We start from the raw sequence: 18748 nt of genomic DNA, 5'->3' as shown, positions 1-18748 counted from the left end.
AAAATTTGCGTATGATAAAATAGGTCATAAAAGAAGGGGCTATTGATGATACGATTGATACGAGCATTGTCTTCATTGCATGGAGAACAATATACAGAGCCTTATATTGCGAAAGCAAAATTTGAGCGATATGGAAATTTAGTCGGCAAAGGCACACATACGAATATGATGGTTGAAAAAGAAAAAGCGAAGTTTGTTTTGATTATTATAGACTTATACGATAATGAGATTGTTCTGGCTAGACTTCGCATCACCTTATTCTTGCACGCAACAGAAAATTTAGTGTTGCCGGGTCATCATAGTATGCCAAAAGATGTACAGGTTTGGCGGAGTTTCACCAAGGAAGCCATCTATGATTTTTCCAAAGAAGCCGATGATACCAATCCGATTCACTTAACGGATCAACCGATTGTGCAGGGGCTGTTCTTACTGCGGACTTTGGCTGATTATTTTGGTGATATTAACTCGCTGGAAATGAAATTCATCAAACCATTATATGCAAACCAGATCGTTTACTTGCAGAAACACAGTGGAGGATTTATTGGTTATAATGGACATGAAATGATTTTCAAGGGAAAGGTTGATATAAACAAATAAAATACAATCATAGATTAAGTGGCATTAAATATTCTACATGGCAGACGGATAGGCTGCTTCAATGCATTATATATAGTTTTGCACCAAGAACCAAAACTATTTTTTAGATTATGCTGTTCAGGGAAGGATGGAAAATCTATGTTTAAAGATATATCTTTTAAAGGAAAAGTGCTGTTATTCATTTTACCTGTTACTATTTTAGGATTCCTTCTTTTATCGTTTGTTTCATACAAATATGTAGATGTAGTCCTTGAAACGGAATTATTGGGTGGATCACAGCGTGAAACAAAAGAGGTAGCGGAAAATATTGATGCATGGCTCGATGCAAGGCTGTTTGAAACGCAAACTGCCGCATCAAATCCGGCGGCTCGTAATGCTGTTGCCGATCCGGTTACAGCAACGAAAAATAATGAACATCGTTTTCAACTAATGCAGGAAAAATTGCCAAATACATACGACAGTGTAAGTTGGGGGTATTTTGACAATTCAGGAGTTTTATGGGGACAGGCTGCTGCCGGACCAAAATTGATGTCAGTTGGGGATAAAGCTTGGTATAAAGAAACGATGCAAGGGCAAAAAAAATCATTTATGTCAGCACCCGTTGTTTCACAAGCTACAGGGAAAACGATTGTAAATGCAATTTCATTAATTAAAGATAACAGCAATAAAAATATTGGTATGGTTTTGGCAGCTATTTATGTTGAAGCCATCGCTCAAAAAGTACAAAACCTGAAAATCGGCGACAAGGGGTATGGCATCTTAATTGCGCAAGATGGCACCTTTGTTGTTCATCCAAGTGATGACTATATCATGAAGAAAAAAATCAGTGAGGATGAAGATCCTGAAATCAGGCAGCTGGGGACAAAAATGCTGGAGGGGCAAAGTGGTATTTATCGCTATACAACGGAATCTGGCGAAAAAAAGATTGCTTTTTTCGAAGCGATTCCGACAGCGGGCTGGAGCGTTGCTGCTGTTTCCTATGAAGATGAAATTTTTGCTGCAGCGCATAAAATTTTACTAATTATGATGGGGCTTTCTATTGTCGTAATCTTATTAATTTCTCTGGTTATTTGGTTTGCGGCAAAGAAACTGGTAAAACCACTTCAGACCATGGTTGAAACAATGAATGAGATGGCCGAAGGTGATTTTACCGAGAAACCAGCTCGCATTACAACACGGGATGAATTTGGTATGTTAGCACAGGCTATACGTGACATGCGAACGAAAGTCCGCAGCTTGATGAAGGCTGTTGGTGAATCGTCACAGACGCTGGCGGCTTCTTCACAAGAGCTTACCGCAACATCAGAACAGTCATCAGAGGCCTCGGACCAGGTTGCAGCATCCATTGCTACGATCGCACAAGGCATGACAACGCAGCTTGCAGCAGTGAAAGGTACGACCACTGCTGTGGAGGATTTGTCTTTGGCTATTCGCGATGTTTCTAAAAATGCGAATGAAACGGCGACTAAAAGTGGTAATGCAGCAGCGGTGGCACAAAGTGGCGGCGAAAGCGTTACCAAGGCGATTGAGCAGATGAATCGAATTGAAAAGGCAACGAATGATTCCGTTCAAGTAGTTACGGTGCTAGGCGAAAGATCAAAAGAAATCGGGCAAATTGTGGATACCATTTCGGGCATAGCCGGGCAGACAAATCTTCTGGCACTGAATGCCGCTATTGAAGCAGCTCGGGCGGGTGAGACAGGACGAGGCTTTGCGGTGGTTGCCGAAGAAGTCCGTAAACTTGCTGAAGGTTCACAGATGGCCGCGAAACAAATTTCTGATTTGATTATGGAAATTCAAAACGATACACACAATGCAGTTGTGGCTATGAACGAAGGCAGCCAACAGGTTAAGATTGGGACACAAGTAGTTGGCTCCACCGGAGAAGCATTCCACCAGATTGTGGGTTTTGTTCAGGAAGTATCTGCACAGGCACAGGATATCTCGGCAGCGATTGAACATATGGCCAATAATAGTGAACTGATTGTAGGGAATGTACAAAAAATTGATGGTTTAAGCAAAGATGCTGCTGAACAATCAGAGACTGTGTCAGCTGCGACGGAGCAGCAGGCGGCTTCCATGCAAGATATTGCGAATGCCAGCCAAAATCTTGCATCTATGGCAGAAAAGCTGCAACAGGAAGTACAGCAGTTTAAAATATAAAAAGTAATACAGAAAAACAGCTCTTGATTTATTATGAATCAAGAGCTGTTTTAAATTTTTTCACTTTACTAGAACTAGTGTTCTGATATATAATGGATTAAGTTAATTTTATAAAGTACTATGAGGAGCGAGCAATGTGGATATATTTGCTAAATTGAAAATTTTGAGTGATGCGGCCAAATATGATGCTGCCTGTACGTCCAGCGGCGTAGATAAAAAATCAGTACGCGGCGGTATCGGCAGTGCTTCAGCTTGTGGAATCTGCCATACATTTGCTGGCGATGGACGATGTGTATCCCTTTTGAAAGTGCTTTTTACGAATATCTGTATCTATGATTGTAAATATTGTGTCAACCGTCGTTCGGCTGAAACAGAAAAAGCAGCTTTTACACCAAAGGAATTGGCTGATTTGGCAATCCAGTTTTACAGACGTAATTATATTGAAGGTTTATTTTTAAGTTCAGGAGTTATCCAGAGTCCTGACTATACCTGCGAACAAATGATTGAAACATTACGGATTTTGCGGGAAGAGTATAAATTTAATGGATATATTCATGCGAAAGCCATTCCCGGTGCAGATAGTCTATTGATTGCTCGCCTGGGGATGCTCGCGGACAGGATGAGTGTGAATATAGAAATGCCATCACAACATAGTTTGCAACTTTTGGCACCTGATAAAACCAAACATTCGATATTAACACCGATGTCTTATATTAAAGGCCGAATTGAAGAAAATTGTCATGATCTGGTAAAATATCGTCATGCACCGAAATTTGCGCCAGCAGGTCAAAGTACTCAAATGATTATTGGCGCATCTCCTGAAACGGATCGGCAAATATTGAATCTTACAGAAGGTCTATATCGGAGTTATAATTTAAAACGAGTTTTCTTTTCGGCATATATGCCAGTGATGGAAGATCAATTGCTGCCATCCCTGGATACCAAACCGCCGCTATGGCGGGAACATCGACTCTATCAAGCAGACTGGCTGCTTCGATTTTATGGCTTCGCCGCCAAAGAACTGCTCGATGAGGAAAACGAAAATTTTCATCCGTATGTTGATCCAAAATGCAATTGGGCACTGCATCATATGGAGTTTTTCCCGATGGATGTTAATCGAGCTCCATTTGAAGATTTATTGCGAGTACCAGGGATTGGTGTACGTTCCGCCCATAGGATCATTGCTGCACGGCGCAGTGGTATATTAAGCTTTGAGGGGCTTAAAAAGTTGGGGATCGTGATGAAACGAGCACAATATTTTATCAGCTGCAGAGGGCGTAAGCTGCCAGGCTTAGATATGTCGCGTCAGGTAGTACTTCGGGCGATGATGTCAGCGCGCGAAGCAAAACTTTATGGAACGGATCTTACAGGAGGACGTCAGCTTTCTTTATTTGAACCGAATTCAGTCTTGGAAGTTGGTGCGAAGGAGTTGATTGAATGTCTGCCACTGCCGATGTAATTTATAACTATGATGGTAGTTTTGAAGGCTTGCTTTGCTGCGTTTTTGAATCCTATGATAAAAAAGAAATTCCGTTGGCAATCATTGGACCAGACTATCGGCAAAGTATGCTGCTTGCCGGCAAAGACATTTTGACAGATCCCATGAAAGCAAAACGAGTGCAAAGCTCGATTCCTAAAAAAATAAGTTATGAGGTCTATGAATTTGTCTGCCAGGCTTTTTTAACTTGCTTTCCTGAAAAAGAGCTTTATATTTTGCTTTTTTTGCGACAAGCCTATAAATGTGGTCCACAGATTATGAATCGTCTTACGGATGAGGTTGTTTATCCACTTTATAAAGCGGTACAGCATCTGCAAAAAGAATCACATCTATTGAAGGGGTTTATTCGCTTTTCGGTGGCAAATCAGGTTCTTATTAGTGAGATTGGACCAAAAAACTTTGTTTTACCGCTCTTGAAGCAGCATTTTATGGAACGGTATCCGGAAGAACGGTTTTTGATTTATGATAAGACCCATCAGATGGGTCTGCTGTATCAGCCTTATCAATCTCGCATTGTACCCATTGATGCCTTAGAAATGCCAGAATTTGACGAAACGGAAATCCAGTTTCGGCAGTTATGGAAGTTATTTTATGATACGATTGAAATCAAGGGGCGGCATAATGAAAAATGCCGGATGACACAGATGCCAAAACGATATTGGGATTATATGACTGAATTTCAGAGCGCACCAATGCTAAGAAGAAAAATTCCGAAGGGACCTGAAAAATTACCTGTCAAATACAAGTAAGCGAGCAACGATTTTTATCAATTGTGATGCAACGGATTCATTAGACTGTTGTGCTTATGAAATCAATGTTTTATAATGATAGCAGGTGAGGTGTTTATACGAATGAAGAAACAAGAAGAAGTGATTTTACTCTATCATTTTCTGGATCAAACGAAGTTACAGCAAATTAAAGATATATGTAAACAGTTGAAAATTCAAACGAAAGATATCGGCGATGAAATGCTGGGACAGAAAGTTGGCCACTTAGTCGGGCGAAAAGGTTTTGTAGCAATCAAGACTGAAATAGACGAATTTGTTTTTCCGCACGAGGTTATCGTTTTCAGCAACAGTGACCGAAAACGCTTGGATCAAGTGCTTACTGCTTTCAAAGAAGCAAAAATCGAACCCATTAAATTCAAAGCGATTGTGACACCATTTAATATGTTTTGGTCGTTGCAGCGATTATGTGAAACTATGCAAAAAGAACATGGTGCTATGCTAAAGCAGGAGCCAGAACTTGAATAAAAAAGAAGGAGATATAATGAAAGATCAAATAAAACAGGAACCAGATGCCTCTTTATTAGAACATACACAAATTGTACCGCGGCAAACGGATCAGACGAAGCCGCAGTCACTTGAAGCAACGCAGATTATGCCTCGTGTTGATGTGGAAACTCTCGAAAAGACAACGACACCCGAGGACAAATCTATGCCATTGATTTTTTCGAACACCTCAGCTAAACGGAAAAAGATAGCTTGGATTTTGGGCGGTGGTTTTGTTTTAGCATTATTGATTGGCTTTGCTGTGGCACGATATTATGGAGATCAAAGGGAAATTGCGGAACATGAACGGATTCACCAAAAGCAAGTTCTTCAGCAAAAACAGCAGGATGTACAATCTTTAGAACAAAAACAATTGGATTTAGAGAGACAAAAAGCACAATTGGAACAAGAGCGAAACCAAATCGAACAGAAACAGAAAGATGCCGCAGAAAAAGCCCGAGTCTTGGCTGAAAATGAACAAGCCCTGGAAAATCAAAAAAATGGGTCATCAGGTGTGACTAAATTATGGAATACTATTACAGGAAAAGATAAACAACAGGCAAGCGCCAAGGAAAAAGCAAGTGCGGCAGCTCAAGCGGCAGTTGAGCAGGCCAATGATATTAAAACTTCTCTGGATCAGGCGCAGTCTATGATTGAACATGTTGACAGCGCATTAGAAGATACGAAAACAATGACGAATCAGGCAAAGCAGCTGAAAGAGTCGGCACAGGCAGCGTATGCTGAACATTCGGATGTAATTGATAAAGTGATTGCCGTGGCAGAAGATGGTAAAAATTATGTTGATTCGTTGATTGATAAATATAAACCTATGCTGCAGCAATAAAAAAGTAATACTGTTTCTATATAATGTAAAGAGACTATAGGGCATCGCTTGCTTTACGCAACGTTGTTTAGCCCTATAGTTCCTTTTTGGTGATTAATATTAAAAATCTTTAATTCATGATGTGCAGGTATAACAGATATTTTATTGTTTGGCTATTTTTAAGGAGGCAATTTATGTGAAAAAAATTATAGCAGGAATGCTTATTGTAATGCTGGCTTTTGCAGCAAGTGGCTGCCAAACGCAAAGCACCGATAAAAAAGGGGCTCTACAAGAAATTACGATTGGCTTAATGCCAGATGTTGATTCAATGCCATTTATTATTGCGCAAGAAAAGGGCTATTTTAAAGAAGAAGGAATCAACGTTAATATACAACAATTTAAAAGCGCGATGGATCGTGACAGCGCTCTGCAAAGTGGAAATTTGGACGGAGCAATTTCTGATTTATTGGCTGTGGCCTTTGCTAAAGCAGGTGGTTTTGATGTGAAAGTCACTTCTTTTACCGATGGCAGTTATAAACTGATTGCCGGAGCCAATGAAACAGCAGCTAGTGTTGCTGCTTTGCAAGGGCAAGATGTAGCTGTATCAAAAAATACAATTATTGAGTATGTTACCGATCAAATTTTAGCTGCTAATCATATGACGGACAGTGATATAAATAAAGTGGTTATTCCGCAGATTCCCACTCGTCTTGAAATGCTGCAAAATGGTAAACTGGCCGCTGCAACGTTGCCGGAGCCGATGGCTAGTATTGCTATTCAAAATGGCTGCAAACTCCTTAGCAGTTCAGATCAATTGGCAATTAATCCGGGGGTAATCCTGTTTACGAATAAAGCAATCGAAGGGAAAAAAACGGAAATTCAAGCGATGTACCGGGCATACAATAAAGCCGTGGCTTACCTTAATACGCAAGCACGCGAAAATTATATTGACCTCCTAATTGAAAAAGGTGGTTTTCCGTCGGCAGCAAAAGATGCTTTATTGATTCCTACCTATAGAGAAGCGGCTCTTCCGGCTGAAAAAGATGTTGTAGACTGCATACAATGGCTGAATCATAAAGACCTTATAAAACAATCCTATACCTATCAAGATATTGTGACGGATATCTTAGTGCAATGAATGTATGATTGAGATTCAAGATTTGACGGTTAAATATCAATCGCAAACGGAAATATATACTGCATTAGAGCGTATAAATCTTGCGATTCATGACGGTGGGACGTGTGCAGTCATTGGACCATCCGGGTGTGGTAAGTCAACCTTGCTTAAGGTATTGGCTGGGATTATTACGGACTATGAAGGTGAAGTCAGAGTAGATGGACAAACTATAAATCCCAAGAAGCAGGCCATAGGCTTTATTCCGCAAAATTATGGTTTGCTGCCGTGGCGTACGGTTGATGAGAATATTTATTTGGGCATGAAGATTAAACAGCATCAAAAGGCAGTGGACTATGCGAAGCTGCAAGTGATCAGGCAGCAACTAGGCATAGAACAACTCGGCAAGCGCTATCCTGGCGAAATTAGCGGCGGGCAGCAGCAGCGTGTCAGTTTAGCTAGAGCTTTTTTATTAAAACCGGATCTGCTGTTGATGGATGAGCCTTTTTCGGCATTGGATGCTATTACTCGGGAAGAAATGCAGGATGTTTTTTTATCAATTTGGGAAAAATATGCAGTATCAACGGTTTTAGTGACTCATTATGTAGAAGAGGCAATCTATCTTGGTCAGAAAATTGTCATCTTATCGCCAAATCCAGGACGGATTAGTCGGATTATTGAAAATCCACTCTTTGGCGGCCGTAACATTCGTCAAAAACCAGCGTTTTTTGAACTGGGACTGTCGATTCGAAATCTGATTAAAAAGGAGTGGTCAAAATAATGGAAAAACATAAACCACTTTGGTTTTTGCTAGGCATCATAACATTTTTTGCTTTATGGTGGATTCTGTCTAAAATCATTATGCTGCCCATTATTCCTTCCCCTTTTCTGGTATTGGTGAATTTGGTCGCGATTTTCATGAAATATATTGCAGTCCATAGTTTGTATAGCTTATGGCGTATTACCGCAGGACTTTTTTTGGCAGTTTTAATTGGTTTGCCGCTTGGTGTAATTATGGGGTATTTCCCCAAATGGGATCGTTTTTTATCACCGCTGCTTTACCTTACTTATCCAATTCCTAAAATTGCACTGATGCCAATTTTGATGCTGCTTTTTGGTATTGGAGAGTTCTCGAAGATACTCATGATTTTTTTGATTATTGTTTTTCAAGTTATTGTTGCAATTCGAGATAATATTCGCAGTATTCCCAAAGAGACGTACTATCCCTTATATTCTTTAGGTGCACCTTTTGGCGCTATTTTTTTTGAAGTACTTTGGCCAGCTTCCATGCCAAAATTTATTACAGCGATTCGGGTAGCAATGGCAACGGCAATTTCTGTACTTTTTTTTACCGAAACATTTGGGACGCAGTACGGTATGGGTTATTTTATTATGGATGCCTGGCTCCGGGTTAATTATCTGGAGATGTACTCGGGGATTGTTGTTCTTAGTTTAATGGGTTTATTTTTATTTGCTTTCATTGATTGGATTGAAAAACGGCTTTGCCATTGGCAATATAAATAGCAGGCTAAAGCTAAGGTGGAAAAGAGGCGACTCTTTCCGCTTTTTTTATTGCAATTAGAGGAGATTCAAAATAAATATTGAAAAATAAATATGAGTAGCAAAATAGTACTTTTCTATTTTCTGCTCATATAGTAAAATAGAAAAGATGAAGCATATTCATATTTACAATTTACTATAAATGAACTGAAAGTTGAAAGGAGGCTGGGCGATGGAGTCAACAATGACGGATATTGCAATTATCGGTGGCGGGCCAGCTGGATTATCGGCAGCAATCAATGTGATTGCCCGCGGTAAATCGACACGAGTCTTTTCAACAAAAAATAATTATCTGGAACGCGCTGCGCGGGTTGATAATTATTTAGGAATGGAAGCTGTCAATGGGGCTGCAATGATGGAATCTTTTCGTCAGCATGCTAAATCTTTGGGTGCCAGTCTTGAAACAGGAAAGATTATTACGATTTTACCAGTTTCAAATTATTTTATGTTGAATTTCAATGGGACGATTGTGCAGGCTAAAACTGTGATATTGGCAATTGGTGCAGCCAAACAAAAGGCTTTGCCTGGTGAAGAACAATTTTTGGGTCAAGGGGTCAGTTATTGTGCTACTTGTGACGGCATGATGTATCGAGGCAAAAAAGCCATCGTGTATGGTTTGGCGGACGAGGCTGTCTTAGAAGCAAACCATTTGCAGCAAATAGGCGTGAATGTAACCTTTGTCTCAGCGAAGCAGCGTCCGGCTGATTTAGCTGGTACGGTTCAGTTTATTTCTGGTGCTATAACGGCTATTGAAGGTGAAACCATTGTGCAAGCGGTTACGGTAAATGAAACGTCAATCGAAACCAATGTGGTGTTTATTTTGCGTAATGTAATCGTACCAACAGCTTTATGTAAAGGGCTAAACCTGCAAGACGGATTTCTTGCGGTGAATCGTGACATGGAAACGAATATACCCGGTATTTTCGCTTGTGGTGATTGCAATGGTAAGCCGTTGCAAATTGCTAAGGCTGTTGGTGAAGGTTTAATTGCAGCACAACAAGCGTCAAAATATATTGATGATCAGAAGAAATAAGGAGGTTTTTGATATGGGGATTATACATCCGAGTACAAAAGACTTTGATCAATTATTACAAGCAAATGAAGTTGTTCTTGTTGATTTTTGGGCAACTTGGTGCGGGCCTTGCCTTATGTTGGCACCAATCATTGAGGAAATCTCTAAAAAATATGAAGGTAAAGCTGTTGTCGCTAAAGTTGATGTCGACGTAGAACGAGCTTTGGCAGAACATTATCAGATTATGTCAATTCCAACCGTACTTGTATTTAAAAAAGGCAAATTGGCAGGTCGGGAAATTGGTGCAGCTGCGGCCAGTGTTTATGAAACTATGATTGAAAATGCATTGTGATTGATCTATATATAACAAATTACAGAATTTAGTATGCTTTATCAATCTGCAAAAATTAAGAGGGTACATGCTTGTTTTACATAACGCTGCGGAGATTTTTTTACTCGCACGTTAATTCGTTCTTAGAACAAAAAGAGTCGGCTGAGTGTATACACACTTTCAACCGACTCTTTTTTATATATATTGAAAATTAGGATTTAAAATGATGAACCATTTCTTCGAGGGATTGTGCCATATCGGCAAACTGACCGATTGCAGCCGTTACTTCTTCAGCAGATGCAGCTTGTTCTTCACTGGCAGCAGATATGTTATTGATGGTTTCACTGTTTTGCTGTGATAAGATATGGATATTTTCAACGCTGCGCAAGGCTTGCTCACATAAACTATTTTGCTGGGTTGCTTCTTCTGTTATTACAATGGCTTGTCTTTCGGCATTTAAAACTGCATCGACGATTTCTTTGAAAGAATTTCCGAGCTGCAATGCAGTTTGGGTACTTTTGTCGATATAGGAAAAATTCTGTTCGACGCCATTGATTGTATCGTTTGTCTGTGCTTCCACCTGAGCGATGATGGTTGTTATATTTTTGATGGCACTTGCTGATTCTTCGGCTAATTTTCTGACTTCGCTCGCAACTACGGCGAATCCTTTTCCAGCTTCTCCCGCACGTGCTGCTTCAATTGCTGCATTGAGTGCCAAAAGATTGGTCTGTTTGGTAATGGTGGTAATCATCGCCGTAATGGAATTGATTTCTTTCGCTTTTGCGCCTAAATCCGTCACATTGGTCACCGTAGTTTGTAAGATTGTTTTCATATGCTGTATTTGCTCAACATTTTGAGTTACGATATCTTGCCCCTGTGTGGCAATCGTTGTACAATCATGTGTTGCGACAGCCACGGTCTGTGAAGTATTACAGACCTCTGCACTGCACTGCATCAATTCGTGCAGCAGTGATTGGGCTGAGGCGGTTTCCTTGCTTTGTGACTCGATCTGCTTGGCAGCACTTTGGAGTTCGATTGCGACATGCTGAATTGAATCACTGGATTGTTCTGTGTTTAAGGCTACCTGACTTGCCGATTCAGCCATCTTGCTGGCGGAGTCTTTTACTTTATGGACAATATCACGTAAACTGGACAACATCATATTAAAAGCACGCGCTACGGAACCCAGTTCATCTTGTCGTTTATTTTCTAATGTTACGGTTAAGTCACCAGTCGCTGCAATTGCCGTACAAATATGTAATTCCTTTAATGGTGCTAATGCTTTACGTGTTACAAAAAGACCAATACAAACAAAAATACAAGTTAAAAGCAGTGCAGTTCCTAAACTCTCTTCGATTAGTGTATTGACAGCAGCCAGCGCAACATCTTTAGAATATAAAGATACAACGACCCAGTCTGTATGTTCTACCGGACGGTAGGAAACAAGAAAATCTTGTCCACGCACATTGCTTATAGCCTTGCCGGTTTTCTTTTGTACGGCCTCGGTATAGATCGGCTCGGGCAGAGAAGTTCTATTGTCTACAGAAGCAGAGTCTGTTTGATTGTATAAAGGGATGGTGTTTTTGTCGAGCAAAACGATTGAATAGCCAGGATTTTGCGATAGAATTTGTTCAATGAGTGTTTGAAGGTTATTAAGGGACAGCGTGGCACCAATAATTCCAACGGATTTATTGCCATCTCCTTTTATTTGTGTCGTACCGATTATTGTCAATTTTTGTGTAACCTTGCTTGGTAGTGGATCCGAAAATGCTGTTGTGCCTTGCATGGCTGATTGAAAATAAGGTCGGTCTGCTATATTGATCGGGGCGGCAGTGTCACTGCGTGCTATCTGCTGCCCGTTCGTATCTGCAACAAATAATGGTTCAGAGCTTCCATAAAAAGCTTGAACGGATGCGAGGTATTGTTTCGTAAGAATCGGGTCCATGCTGCGTAATTCATTTTTCTTGCTTATAGCAAGCAGAAAATTTTGCTTGCTAAGTATGTACGAACCTACATCACTGGCAACTCGTTCGGCAACCTTGTTATTTTTCTCAATGGCTGCATCCGTTAGACTGTTGGAAATTTCATGTGTAAAGAGCAGGCCGATTAGTAAAATCGGGATTGAACAGGTTAAAATGGTATACACAGCACTTTTGGTCAGCAAAGATGATTTGTTCAATTTTTTATAACTTAAATTTGGTCTTTTTTTAAAATTTATTTTAGATAGGAATTTTCCATATAAATTTGAAACTTTCATTATCACAGCTCCTTGTTTTCTTTTTGATGTTAGCATGATTTATTTCAGAGCGGAAGGTAATTTGCGAAAGCTTAACCGTTTCTTTGCCAAATCTTAACATGAAATAAAATGAGAATTCGTTATATATTAGGTTGAGACGCATATCGGGTTTTTATTTATAAGTGATTATAGAGCAAAAAGTCCTGTATTTCCTAGAAAATTAAAGATTTTCGCTGAAAAGCATATACGATGCATTCAAGTTATGATAGAATAATATAAGAAATGACATGCGGGAGAAGGTTGATTTTAGTGGAATTCCGTCAATTGGAATATTTTCACACAATTAGTAAATTAGAAAATTTTACACGAACAGCAGAGGTCTTGCATGTATCACAACCGTCTGTCACAAAAGCGATTAAAGCCTTAGAAGCAGAACTTAAAGTGCTATTGATTGACCGAAGCCAAAAACATGTTGTGCTGACTCCGGAAGGCAGAGCTTTTTTACTTCATGTTGACAAGATACTTTGGGCAATTGATGAAACGAAACAAGATATGATGCGTTTTCAGAAAAATAAATATGGGACGGTGCATTTAGGGGTCCCACCGATGATAGAAGCCTATGTATTTCCTAATTTATTTACAAGTTTTAAGCAGGATTATCCGAATATCCAATTGGATGTTATTGAGTATGGAGATTCAACTGAAATACAGACAAAGATTGATGATGGAGAACTGGATTTGGGGATTATTTTAGGCGAAGAACGCGCTGGACAGCACAAACTTACGATTATGCAGGATCAAATGAGTCTTTGTGTTGATCATGACCATCGGTTAAAAGATGAAAAAACAGTGAGCTTTGACCAACTGAAAAAAGAAAAATTTATTTTACAGCAGCCCAATACCTATCAATATAAAGCAATTTATGCACGGTGTATTGAAAATGATTTTACGCCGGATATTTTATTGTGTACATCACAGCTTAAAACCATCAAGCAGTTGATTGCGAATAAAGTTGGAATTTCATTGCTATTGGATCTGGTTACACGTAATGAAACTATTTTTTCTCGTGTAGCTATTATGCCACCGATGCTGGTTGATATTTCGCTTATCTGGAGTCAGGATAAATGTTTATCGCAGGCAGGTCAGAGCTTTGTTGAATTTATTCAGGAACATACAAAATCAAAAAAATTCGATAATTTTTTGAATAATACTTCGGTATAAAAATTTTAAAATATTGCCAAAACTGCAACTTGATCAAGAGATTGCGCTTGTTTTTGGCGATTGCTGATAAAAAAGTACATTTTTGACGGAGCGGGAGGTCTTCTTTGTTTTAGATTGACATTGAAAGGGCTGGACTTATTAAAAAAATGAACTTATAATAATGATTATATTAGAATGTAAAAATTTTATGAGCATTCTTTTATGATATTGAAATTGGTTTGGGGTTGTTGGTTACATGCTTAAAGGACACAGTGCAAACAGACAAGCTTTAACTATCATTTATGTATTACTTTTTGCCTGTATTATTTCTTGTATCTATTATGTAAGTAGTGTTCGATCAGCAATACAGCAAAATTTTACACAGGAAATCGACACTTTGCTTACGCAGCGAACGGATATGATTCAAAATCGAATTGAAGTCGATCAGAGGCGGCTTGTTGAAGGTGCGGCACGGATCGGGAAAAATAATTATTTCAATGATCAAAAAGCACTCCAAAATTATTTAAGTACTTATTCGAATCAACATGATTATAAAGAACTAACTGTCAGCAAAGCCGATGGAACGACCATTGCAGCAGATGGTATACGACAAAACATTAAGGAGGAAGCTTATTTTAATGAAGCGATGTCTGGGGAATATTCAATTTCTAAGCCTTTTCAAGATCCCTTGACGCATGAGCGATTTATTATTTATAGTGTTCCACTGGTTTTAAATGGAAAGATTGTCGGTACGGTGAATATGACAAAATCAGTTCGAATCATTGAGTCGGAACTACTCAATAATTTTTATGCGCAAGATGGAACTTGTTACATAATGGATGCGGCAGGAAATGTGATTTTAAATTCGCCAAGTCGCAGCGGTGACCATGAATCGTTTAATTTATATAACCGAATGACGAGTGAAGAAGTAACAGCAAATGAGAATTTGGTACTTGTGGATAAGATCAAAGCTGATTTGGCAGCTGGTAAATCGGGCATTGTGCTTAGTCCAGTCAACGGTGTTCCAACTTACATAGGGTATCATAAAGTTGGTGGTGAAATAAACAATTGGATTTTGTTGACCTTTGTTGATACAAATACGGTAATGTCAAAAGGACAACAGTCCTTAATGAAGACAATGGTTTTATGTGGATTGATTGTCACTTGTCTTATGGGGATGGCATTATATATCCTTTACATACGAGATAAAGCACAGCGTGGTATTGAAAAATTAGCCTATATTGATTCGTTGACAGGCATCGATAATGTAAATCGATTTCGGGTTCGAGCAGCGCAGCTCTTGGGAAAATATGCCGTAGATCAGTATGCGCTTGTTTCGTTGGATATTCAAAATTTCAAATATATTAATGAGACCTACGGATATCCTGCTGGCGATAAAATATTGATTTCATTGGCTCATGTGATTAAACGTAAAATGAACGACCGAGAAGCCTGTGCTCGTGTTTCAGGTGATAAATTTATCCTTTTATATGAGCTGGACGATAAAAAATTCACTCGATATCATGCGATGGTTAAATCTTATATGCAGGACCATTTATATGAGTCAATACATATGAATATTTCACTTCATATTACCGCAGGAGCTTATCTGATACCACCACAGAAAACGGATTGTCAAGCTAATATTGATGAACCGCTGATCAACCTGTATGAGGCAGAAAAACGTCCCCTGAAATCAGCCATCATGTCGATGATTGATAAGGCCAATTTAGCCCAAAAAGCGGGACGTGATAATGCAGTGGAATCTCTGCATTGTTATGATGATGCACTGATGCAGACATTTGTACATCAAAATGAAATGGAAGCAATGATGAAAGGTGCTCTGAAAAATGGTGAATTTAAGGCTTATTTACAACCTAAGTTTAATTTAAAAACACTGGAAATTGTTGGTGCAGAAGCTTTAGTACGATGGATTTCACCCGTGAAAGGCTTTATGAGACCTGATGAATTTGTGCCGATTCTAGAGAAAAATGGTTTTATTATTGAAATCGATTTTTATATTTTGGAAGAGGTTTGTAAGAAAATCAGAGAATGGCTTGATAATGGACTTTTGCCGATACCCATTTCGGTCAATCAGTCTCGTGTTCATATTAATCAGCCTTTTTATATGGAACGACTGGCAGGCGTACTGAAAAAATATAATATTCCAGCTAAATTTATTGAAATGGAATTAACGGAAAGTATGTTTTTTGATAATACTTCCCGTTTGATTCAAATGATGAAAGAGATGCATGGGCTTGGAGTATCTATTTCAATGGATGATTTTGGTTCAGGGTATTCATCTTTGAATTTGCTAAAAGAATTACCGGTAGATACGTTGAAAATTGACAAGGTGTTTCTGGATGAGACAGCCAATTCAGAACGAAGCCAAATTATTATTGCCCAGGTTGTAGAAATGGCCCGGAAACTGGGAATGGAAATTGTTTGTGAAGGGGTAGAAACCCAAGAACAAGCTGAATTTTTGCGGGGGATTTCTTGTGATATTGCACAAGGTTTCTTATATGCAAAACCAATGGATATGGAAGAATTTGATTCGTTTCGTAAGCAAAGCAGTTGAATGGAGTGAAGAAAATGCAGCAGACAATTTTAGTTGTGGATGATGATATATCCATTCGTGAACTGCTCTTATATAATTTGAAGAATGCCGGTTATTTAGTCTTGACAGCCGCTGATGGGGTTAGTGCATTGCTGGCCGCAGAAGAAAAAGTGGATTTAATTTTATTGGATCTAATGATTCCGGGGTTGGATGGATTTGAAGTTTGTCGCAAGCTAAAAAGTCAAAATAAGACGGCACGAATCCCCGTGATTATGCTTACTGCTAAGTCGGATGAAATCGACAAGGTCTTGGGACTGGAACTTGGTGCTGATGATTACATGACCAAACCATTTGGCATGAGGGAATTAATTGCGCGGGTTAAAGCCGTACTGCGCCGCAGCAATCGAGATGATTTACCGAATAGTGAGCTGATTGTCGGACCACTCAGAATCAATTTTTCGAGTTACGAAGTATTTTTGAATCAAGAACTTTTGGCTCTGACACCGAAAGAATACGAATTATTAAAGTTGTTTTTAACAAATATTGGGAAAGCATATTCGCGAGATGAACTATTAGAGAAGATTTGGGGCTATGAATATTATGGTGATACACGTACGGTAGATGTTCATATTCGTCATCTTCGGGCCAAACTTGCCGAAGTTCCCAAAATAAGTGATGCGATTGAAACCGTGCGCGGTGTGGGCTATCGTTTTGCTATGAAAGATAAATAAACATCAGTCAAACAAGGTATAGACAGTTTAAATTTGTCTATACCTTGTTTTTGTTTACAAAAACTTAACATTTGCTTAACAACCTGTATTTAGTGGTATGGTATATTTCCTATAGCGAGTTTTTTGACTGGAGGAAATGATTATGGATTATAAAATGCAGGTGAAGAAGCTGAACTTATATTACGGTGAATCACAGGCACTAAAAAATGTATCGCTTGTCGTGAACCCACATTCAGTTGTGGCACTGATTGGTCCATCTGGCTGCGGTAAATCAACATTTTTGAAAACACTGAATCGGATGAATGATTTAATTGAACATGTGCGGATTGAAGGAGAAGTTTCACTCGATGGTGTTAACATATATCAACCAGATACAGATGTCGTGTATCTTAGAAAACGCGTTGGTATGGTTTTCCAGCGCCCCAATCCATTTCCTATGTCAATTTATGATAATATTGCGTATGGTCCCCGAATTCATGGGATAACCAATAAAGTCCTGATTGATGAAATTGTCGAACGCAGTCTTAAAGGGGCCGCTCTTTGGGAAGAAGTGAAAAATCGTCTTTCGGCATCGGCTATGGGGATGTCCGGGGGGCAGCAGCAGAGACTTTGCATCGCCAGAGTCCTTGCTGTTGAACCAGAAGTACTCTTGATGGATGAACCCTGTTCGGCACTTGATCCGATTTCGACAATGAAAATTGAAGAATTGGTGGCTGAATTAAAAGCAAAATATACAATCGTCATGGTTACGCATAATATGCAGCAGGCGGCTCGTGTTTCCGATTATACAGGGTTTTTCTTAAATGGTGAATTGATTGAACATGATCTGACAAATGTGATTTTCACAAAACCAGCGAATAAAAAAACAGAAGATTATATTACTGGTCGTTTTGGTTGATTTCTGAAAAGACTAAGGGGGTAGAAATGATGGTTAGAGTTACACGGCAAGGTTATATTGAAGAATTGGATCTCTTGCAGCAAAAGGTAACAGAGATGGGGCAGGCTGTCGATGTTGCTTTAGGATTAGCGATGCAGGCCTTGCTTGGTATGGATAAAGAGCTGGCGGAAAAAGTCATGAAGGAAGACGATATCATTGATGAGATGACGATTGGTATCGAAGATCGCTGCATGCTGCTCATTGCAAAACAACAACCGATCGCCAGGGATCTGCGGGTCATTGCTACAGGTTTTAAAATTTCTACAGACTTGGAGCGGATCGGTGATCATGCCTATGATATAGCAAAGACAGTTTTGGAATTAGAGGGAGTACCCTTTGTTAAAAAATTGATTGATATTCCAAAAATGGCGGAAAGTGCCAGACGGATGACCGAGCTGGCCATTCGAGCTTACCAGACAGCCGATCTTAAATTGGCGGAAGAAGTTTGCCAGATGGATGATGAAATCGATTTATTGTTTGCTCGAACTTTTCATGAATTGTCACAATTTGTTGGCGATGATGCTGTAAAAGTAAAACAAGCAACTCAATTGATTTTTGTGGCTCGTTATATTGAACGTATCGGTGACCATGCAACGAATATTGCTGAATGGGTCATTTATTTAGAAACAGCGGAACGTATTCGAAAACCTGAAAAATAAGCAGAAAAGCCAATCCTAACTCGCTGGCTGCGAATTAGGATTGGCTTTTCTTTGGTTCT

The 18748-nt window shown here is 39.3% G+C and carries 17 protein-coding genes; 16 read left to right on the top strand and 1 reads right to left on the bottom strand.

From position 1 onward, the window contains the following. Nucleotides 1-45: 45 nt before the first annotated feature. From F606_RS22155 to trxA, 11 genes are all read left to right on the top strand, one after another. Complete coding sequence (locus tag F606_RS22155) at nt 46-597, top strand: hotdog family protein (protein WP_019552481.1); 552 nt, start codon at nt 46-48, stop codon at nt 595-597. A 138-nt stretch (nt 598-735) separates the two neighbouring features. Continuing rightward, nucleotides 736-2760, top strand: a complete 2025-nt coding sequence (locus F606_RS0103475; RefSeq protein WP_019552480.1) for a methyl-accepting chemotaxis protein — start codon at nt 736-738, stop codon at nt 2758-2760. Nucleotides 2761-2896: 136 nt separating this feature from the next. Then, complete coding sequence (locus F606_RS0103470; RefSeq protein ID WP_019552479.1) at nt 2897-4219, top strand: putative DNA modification/repair radical SAM protein; 1323 nt, start codon at nt 2897-2899, stop codon at nt 4217-4219. Next, the gene (locus F606_RS0103465; protein WP_019552478.1) at nt 4198-5007 is read left to right on the top strand and encodes a TIGR03915 family putative DNA repair protein; all 810 of its coding nucleotides are present in this window, start codon (nt 4198-4200) and stop codon (nt 5005-5007) included. Before F606_RS0103470 ends, F606_RS0103465 begins: the two co-directional genes overlap by 22 nt. A 102-nt stretch (nt 5008-5109) precedes the next feature. Further along, nucleotides 5110-5511 carry a DUF3783 domain-containing protein gene (locus tag F606_RS0103460; RefSeq protein WP_019552477.1) on the top strand — a complete coding sequence of 134 codons (402 nt, stop codon included), beginning with the start codon at nt 5110-5112 and terminating at the stop codon, nt 5509-5511. Further along, nucleotides 5504-6373, top strand: coding sequence for a hypothetical protein (locus F606_RS0103455; RefSeq protein ID WP_019552476.1), 870 nt, complete (start codon nt 5504-5506; stop codon nt 6371-6373). Before F606_RS0103460 ends, F606_RS0103455 begins: the two co-directional genes overlap by 8 nt. 175 nt (nt 6374-6548) lie before the next feature. Beyond that, a complete protein-coding gene (locus F606_RS0103450; RefSeq protein WP_019552475.1) occupies nt 6549-7490 on the top strand; it encodes an ABC transporter substrate-binding protein in 942 nt (313 codons plus the stop codon). Nucleotides 7491-7494: 4 nt separating this feature from the next. Continuing rightward, nucleotides 7495-8247, top strand: coding sequence for an ABC transporter ATP-binding protein (locus F606_RS0103445; protein WP_019552474.1), 753 nt, complete (start codon nt 7495-7497; stop codon nt 8245-8247). After that, nucleotides 8247-8990 (top strand): ABC transporter permease, encoded by a 744-nt coding sequence (locus F606_RS0103440; protein WP_019552473.1) that lies wholly within the window; start codon nt 8247-8249, stop codon nt 8988-8990. The genes F606_RS0103445 and F606_RS0103440 overlap by 1 nt, the downstream gene beginning before the upstream one ends. 208 nt (nt 8991-9198) lie before the next feature. Beyond that, complete coding sequence (locus F606_RS0103435) at nt 9199-10059, top strand: NAD(P)/FAD-dependent oxidoreductase (RefSeq protein ID WP_019552472.1); 861 nt, start codon at nt 9199-9201, stop codon at nt 10057-10059. 13 nt (nt 10060-10072) lie between these two features. Then, nucleotides 10073-10390 carry a thioredoxin gene (trxA, locus tag F606_RS0103430; RefSeq protein WP_019552471.1) on the top strand — a complete coding sequence of 106 codons (318 nt, stop codon included), beginning with the start codon at nt 10073-10075 and terminating at the stop codon, nt 10388-10390. Between the two features lie 190 nt (nt 10391-10580). On the opposite strand, the gene F606_RS20460 is transcribed toward trxA, so the two are convergent. Next, the gene (locus F606_RS20460; RefSeq protein WP_019552470.1) at nt 10581-12626 is read right to left on the bottom strand and encodes a methyl-accepting chemotaxis protein; all 2046 of its coding nucleotides are present in this window, start codon (nt 12624-12626) and stop codon (nt 10581-10583) included. 288 nt (nt 12627-12914) lie between these two features. Here F606_RS20460 and F606_RS0103420 point away from each other — a divergent pair, with 288 nt between their 5' ends. The 5 genes from F606_RS0103420 to phoU all read left to right on the top strand — a co-directional run bounded on the left by F606_RS0103420 (nt 12915) and on the right by phoU (nt 18689). Continuing rightward, nucleotides 12915-13826: a LysR family transcriptional regulator gene (locus F606_RS0103420; RefSeq protein WP_019552469.1), complete on the top strand. Its 912-nt coding sequence runs from the start codon at nt 12915-12917 to the stop codon at nt 13824-13826. Nucleotides 13827-14061: 235 nt separating this feature from the next. Then, complete coding sequence (locus tag F606_RS22930; RefSeq protein WP_019552468.1) at nt 14062-16383, top strand: bifunctional diguanylate cyclase/phosphodiesterase; 2322 nt, start codon at nt 14062-14064, stop codon at nt 16381-16383. Nucleotides 16384-16397: 14 nt separating this feature from the next. Beyond that, nucleotides 16398-17093 carry a winged helix-turn-helix domain-containing protein gene (locus F606_RS0103410; RefSeq protein WP_019552467.1) on the top strand — a complete coding sequence of 232 codons (696 nt, stop codon included), beginning with the start codon at nt 16398-16400 and terminating at the stop codon, nt 17091-17093. Between the two features lie 142 nt (nt 17094-17235). Beyond that, the gene (pstB, locus tag F606_RS0103405; protein ID WP_019552466.1) at nt 17236-17991 is read left to right on the top strand and encodes a phosphate ABC transporter ATP-binding protein PstB; all 756 of its coding nucleotides are present in this window, start codon (nt 17236-17238) and stop codon (nt 17989-17991) included. Nucleotides 17992-18017: 26 nt separating this feature from the next. Further along, nucleotides 18018-18689 (top strand): phosphate signaling complex protein PhoU, encoded by a 672-nt coding sequence (phoU, locus tag F606_RS0103400; protein WP_245542077.1) that lies wholly within the window; start codon nt 18018-18020, stop codon nt 18687-18689. Nucleotides 18690-18748: the final 59 nt, after the last annotated feature.

This window comes from Propionispira raffinosivorans DSM 20765, assembly GCF_000381065.1.
GTDB classification, from domain to species: Bacteria; Bacillota; Negativicutes; order Selenomonadales; family Selenomonadaceae; genus Propionispira; species Propionispira raffinosivorans.
This window is presented reverse-complemented; position numbering and strand designations above follow the sequence as displayed.

Coding starts and splice junctions, on each gene's coding strand:
- pstB (WP_019552466.1), top strand. CDS start 17,236: ATGGATTATAAAATGCAGGTGAAGAAGCTGAACTTATATTACGGTGAA.
- F606_RS0103475 (WP_019552480.1), top strand. CDS start 736: ATGTTTAAAGATATATCTTTTAAAGGAAAAGTGCTGTTATTCATTTTA.
- F606_RS20460 (WP_019552470.1), bottom strand. CDS start 12,626: ATGAAAGTTTCAAATTTATATGGAAAATTCCTATCTAAAATAAATTTT.
- F606_RS0103460 (WP_019552477.1), top strand. CDS start 5,110: ATGAAGAAACAAGAAGAAGTGATTTTACTCTATCATTTTCTGGATCAA.
- F606_RS0103440 (WP_019552473.1), top strand. CDS start 8,247: ATGGAAAAACATAAACCACTTTGGTTTTTGCTAGGCATCATAACATTT.
- trxA (WP_019552471.1), top strand. CDS start 10,073: ATGGGGATTATACATCCGAGTACAAAAGACTTTGATCAATTATTACAA.
- F606_RS0103445 (WP_019552474.1), top strand. CDS start 7,495: ATGATTGAGATTCAAGATTTGACGGTTAAATATCAATCGCAAACGGAA.
- phoU (WP_245542077.1), top strand. CDS start 18,018: ATGATGGTTAGAGTTACACGGCAAGGTTATATTGAAGAATTGGATCTC.
- F606_RS22155 (WP_019552481.1), top strand. CDS start 46: ATGATACGATTGATACGAGCATTGTCTTCATTGCATGGAGAACAATAT.
- F606_RS22930 (WP_019552468.1), top strand. CDS start 14,062: ATGCTTAAAGGACACAGTGCAAACAGACAAGCTTTAACTATCATTTAT.
- F606_RS0103465 (WP_019552478.1), top strand. CDS start 4,198: ATGTCTGCCACTGCCGATGTAATTTATAACTATGATGGTAGTTTTGAA.
- F606_RS0103435 (WP_019552472.1), top strand. CDS start 9,199: ATGGAGTCAACAATGACGGATATTGCAATTATCGGTGGCGGGCCAGCT.
- F606_RS0103410 (WP_019552467.1), top strand. CDS start 16,398: ATGCAGCAGACAATTTTAGTTGTGGATGATGATATATCCATTCGTGAA.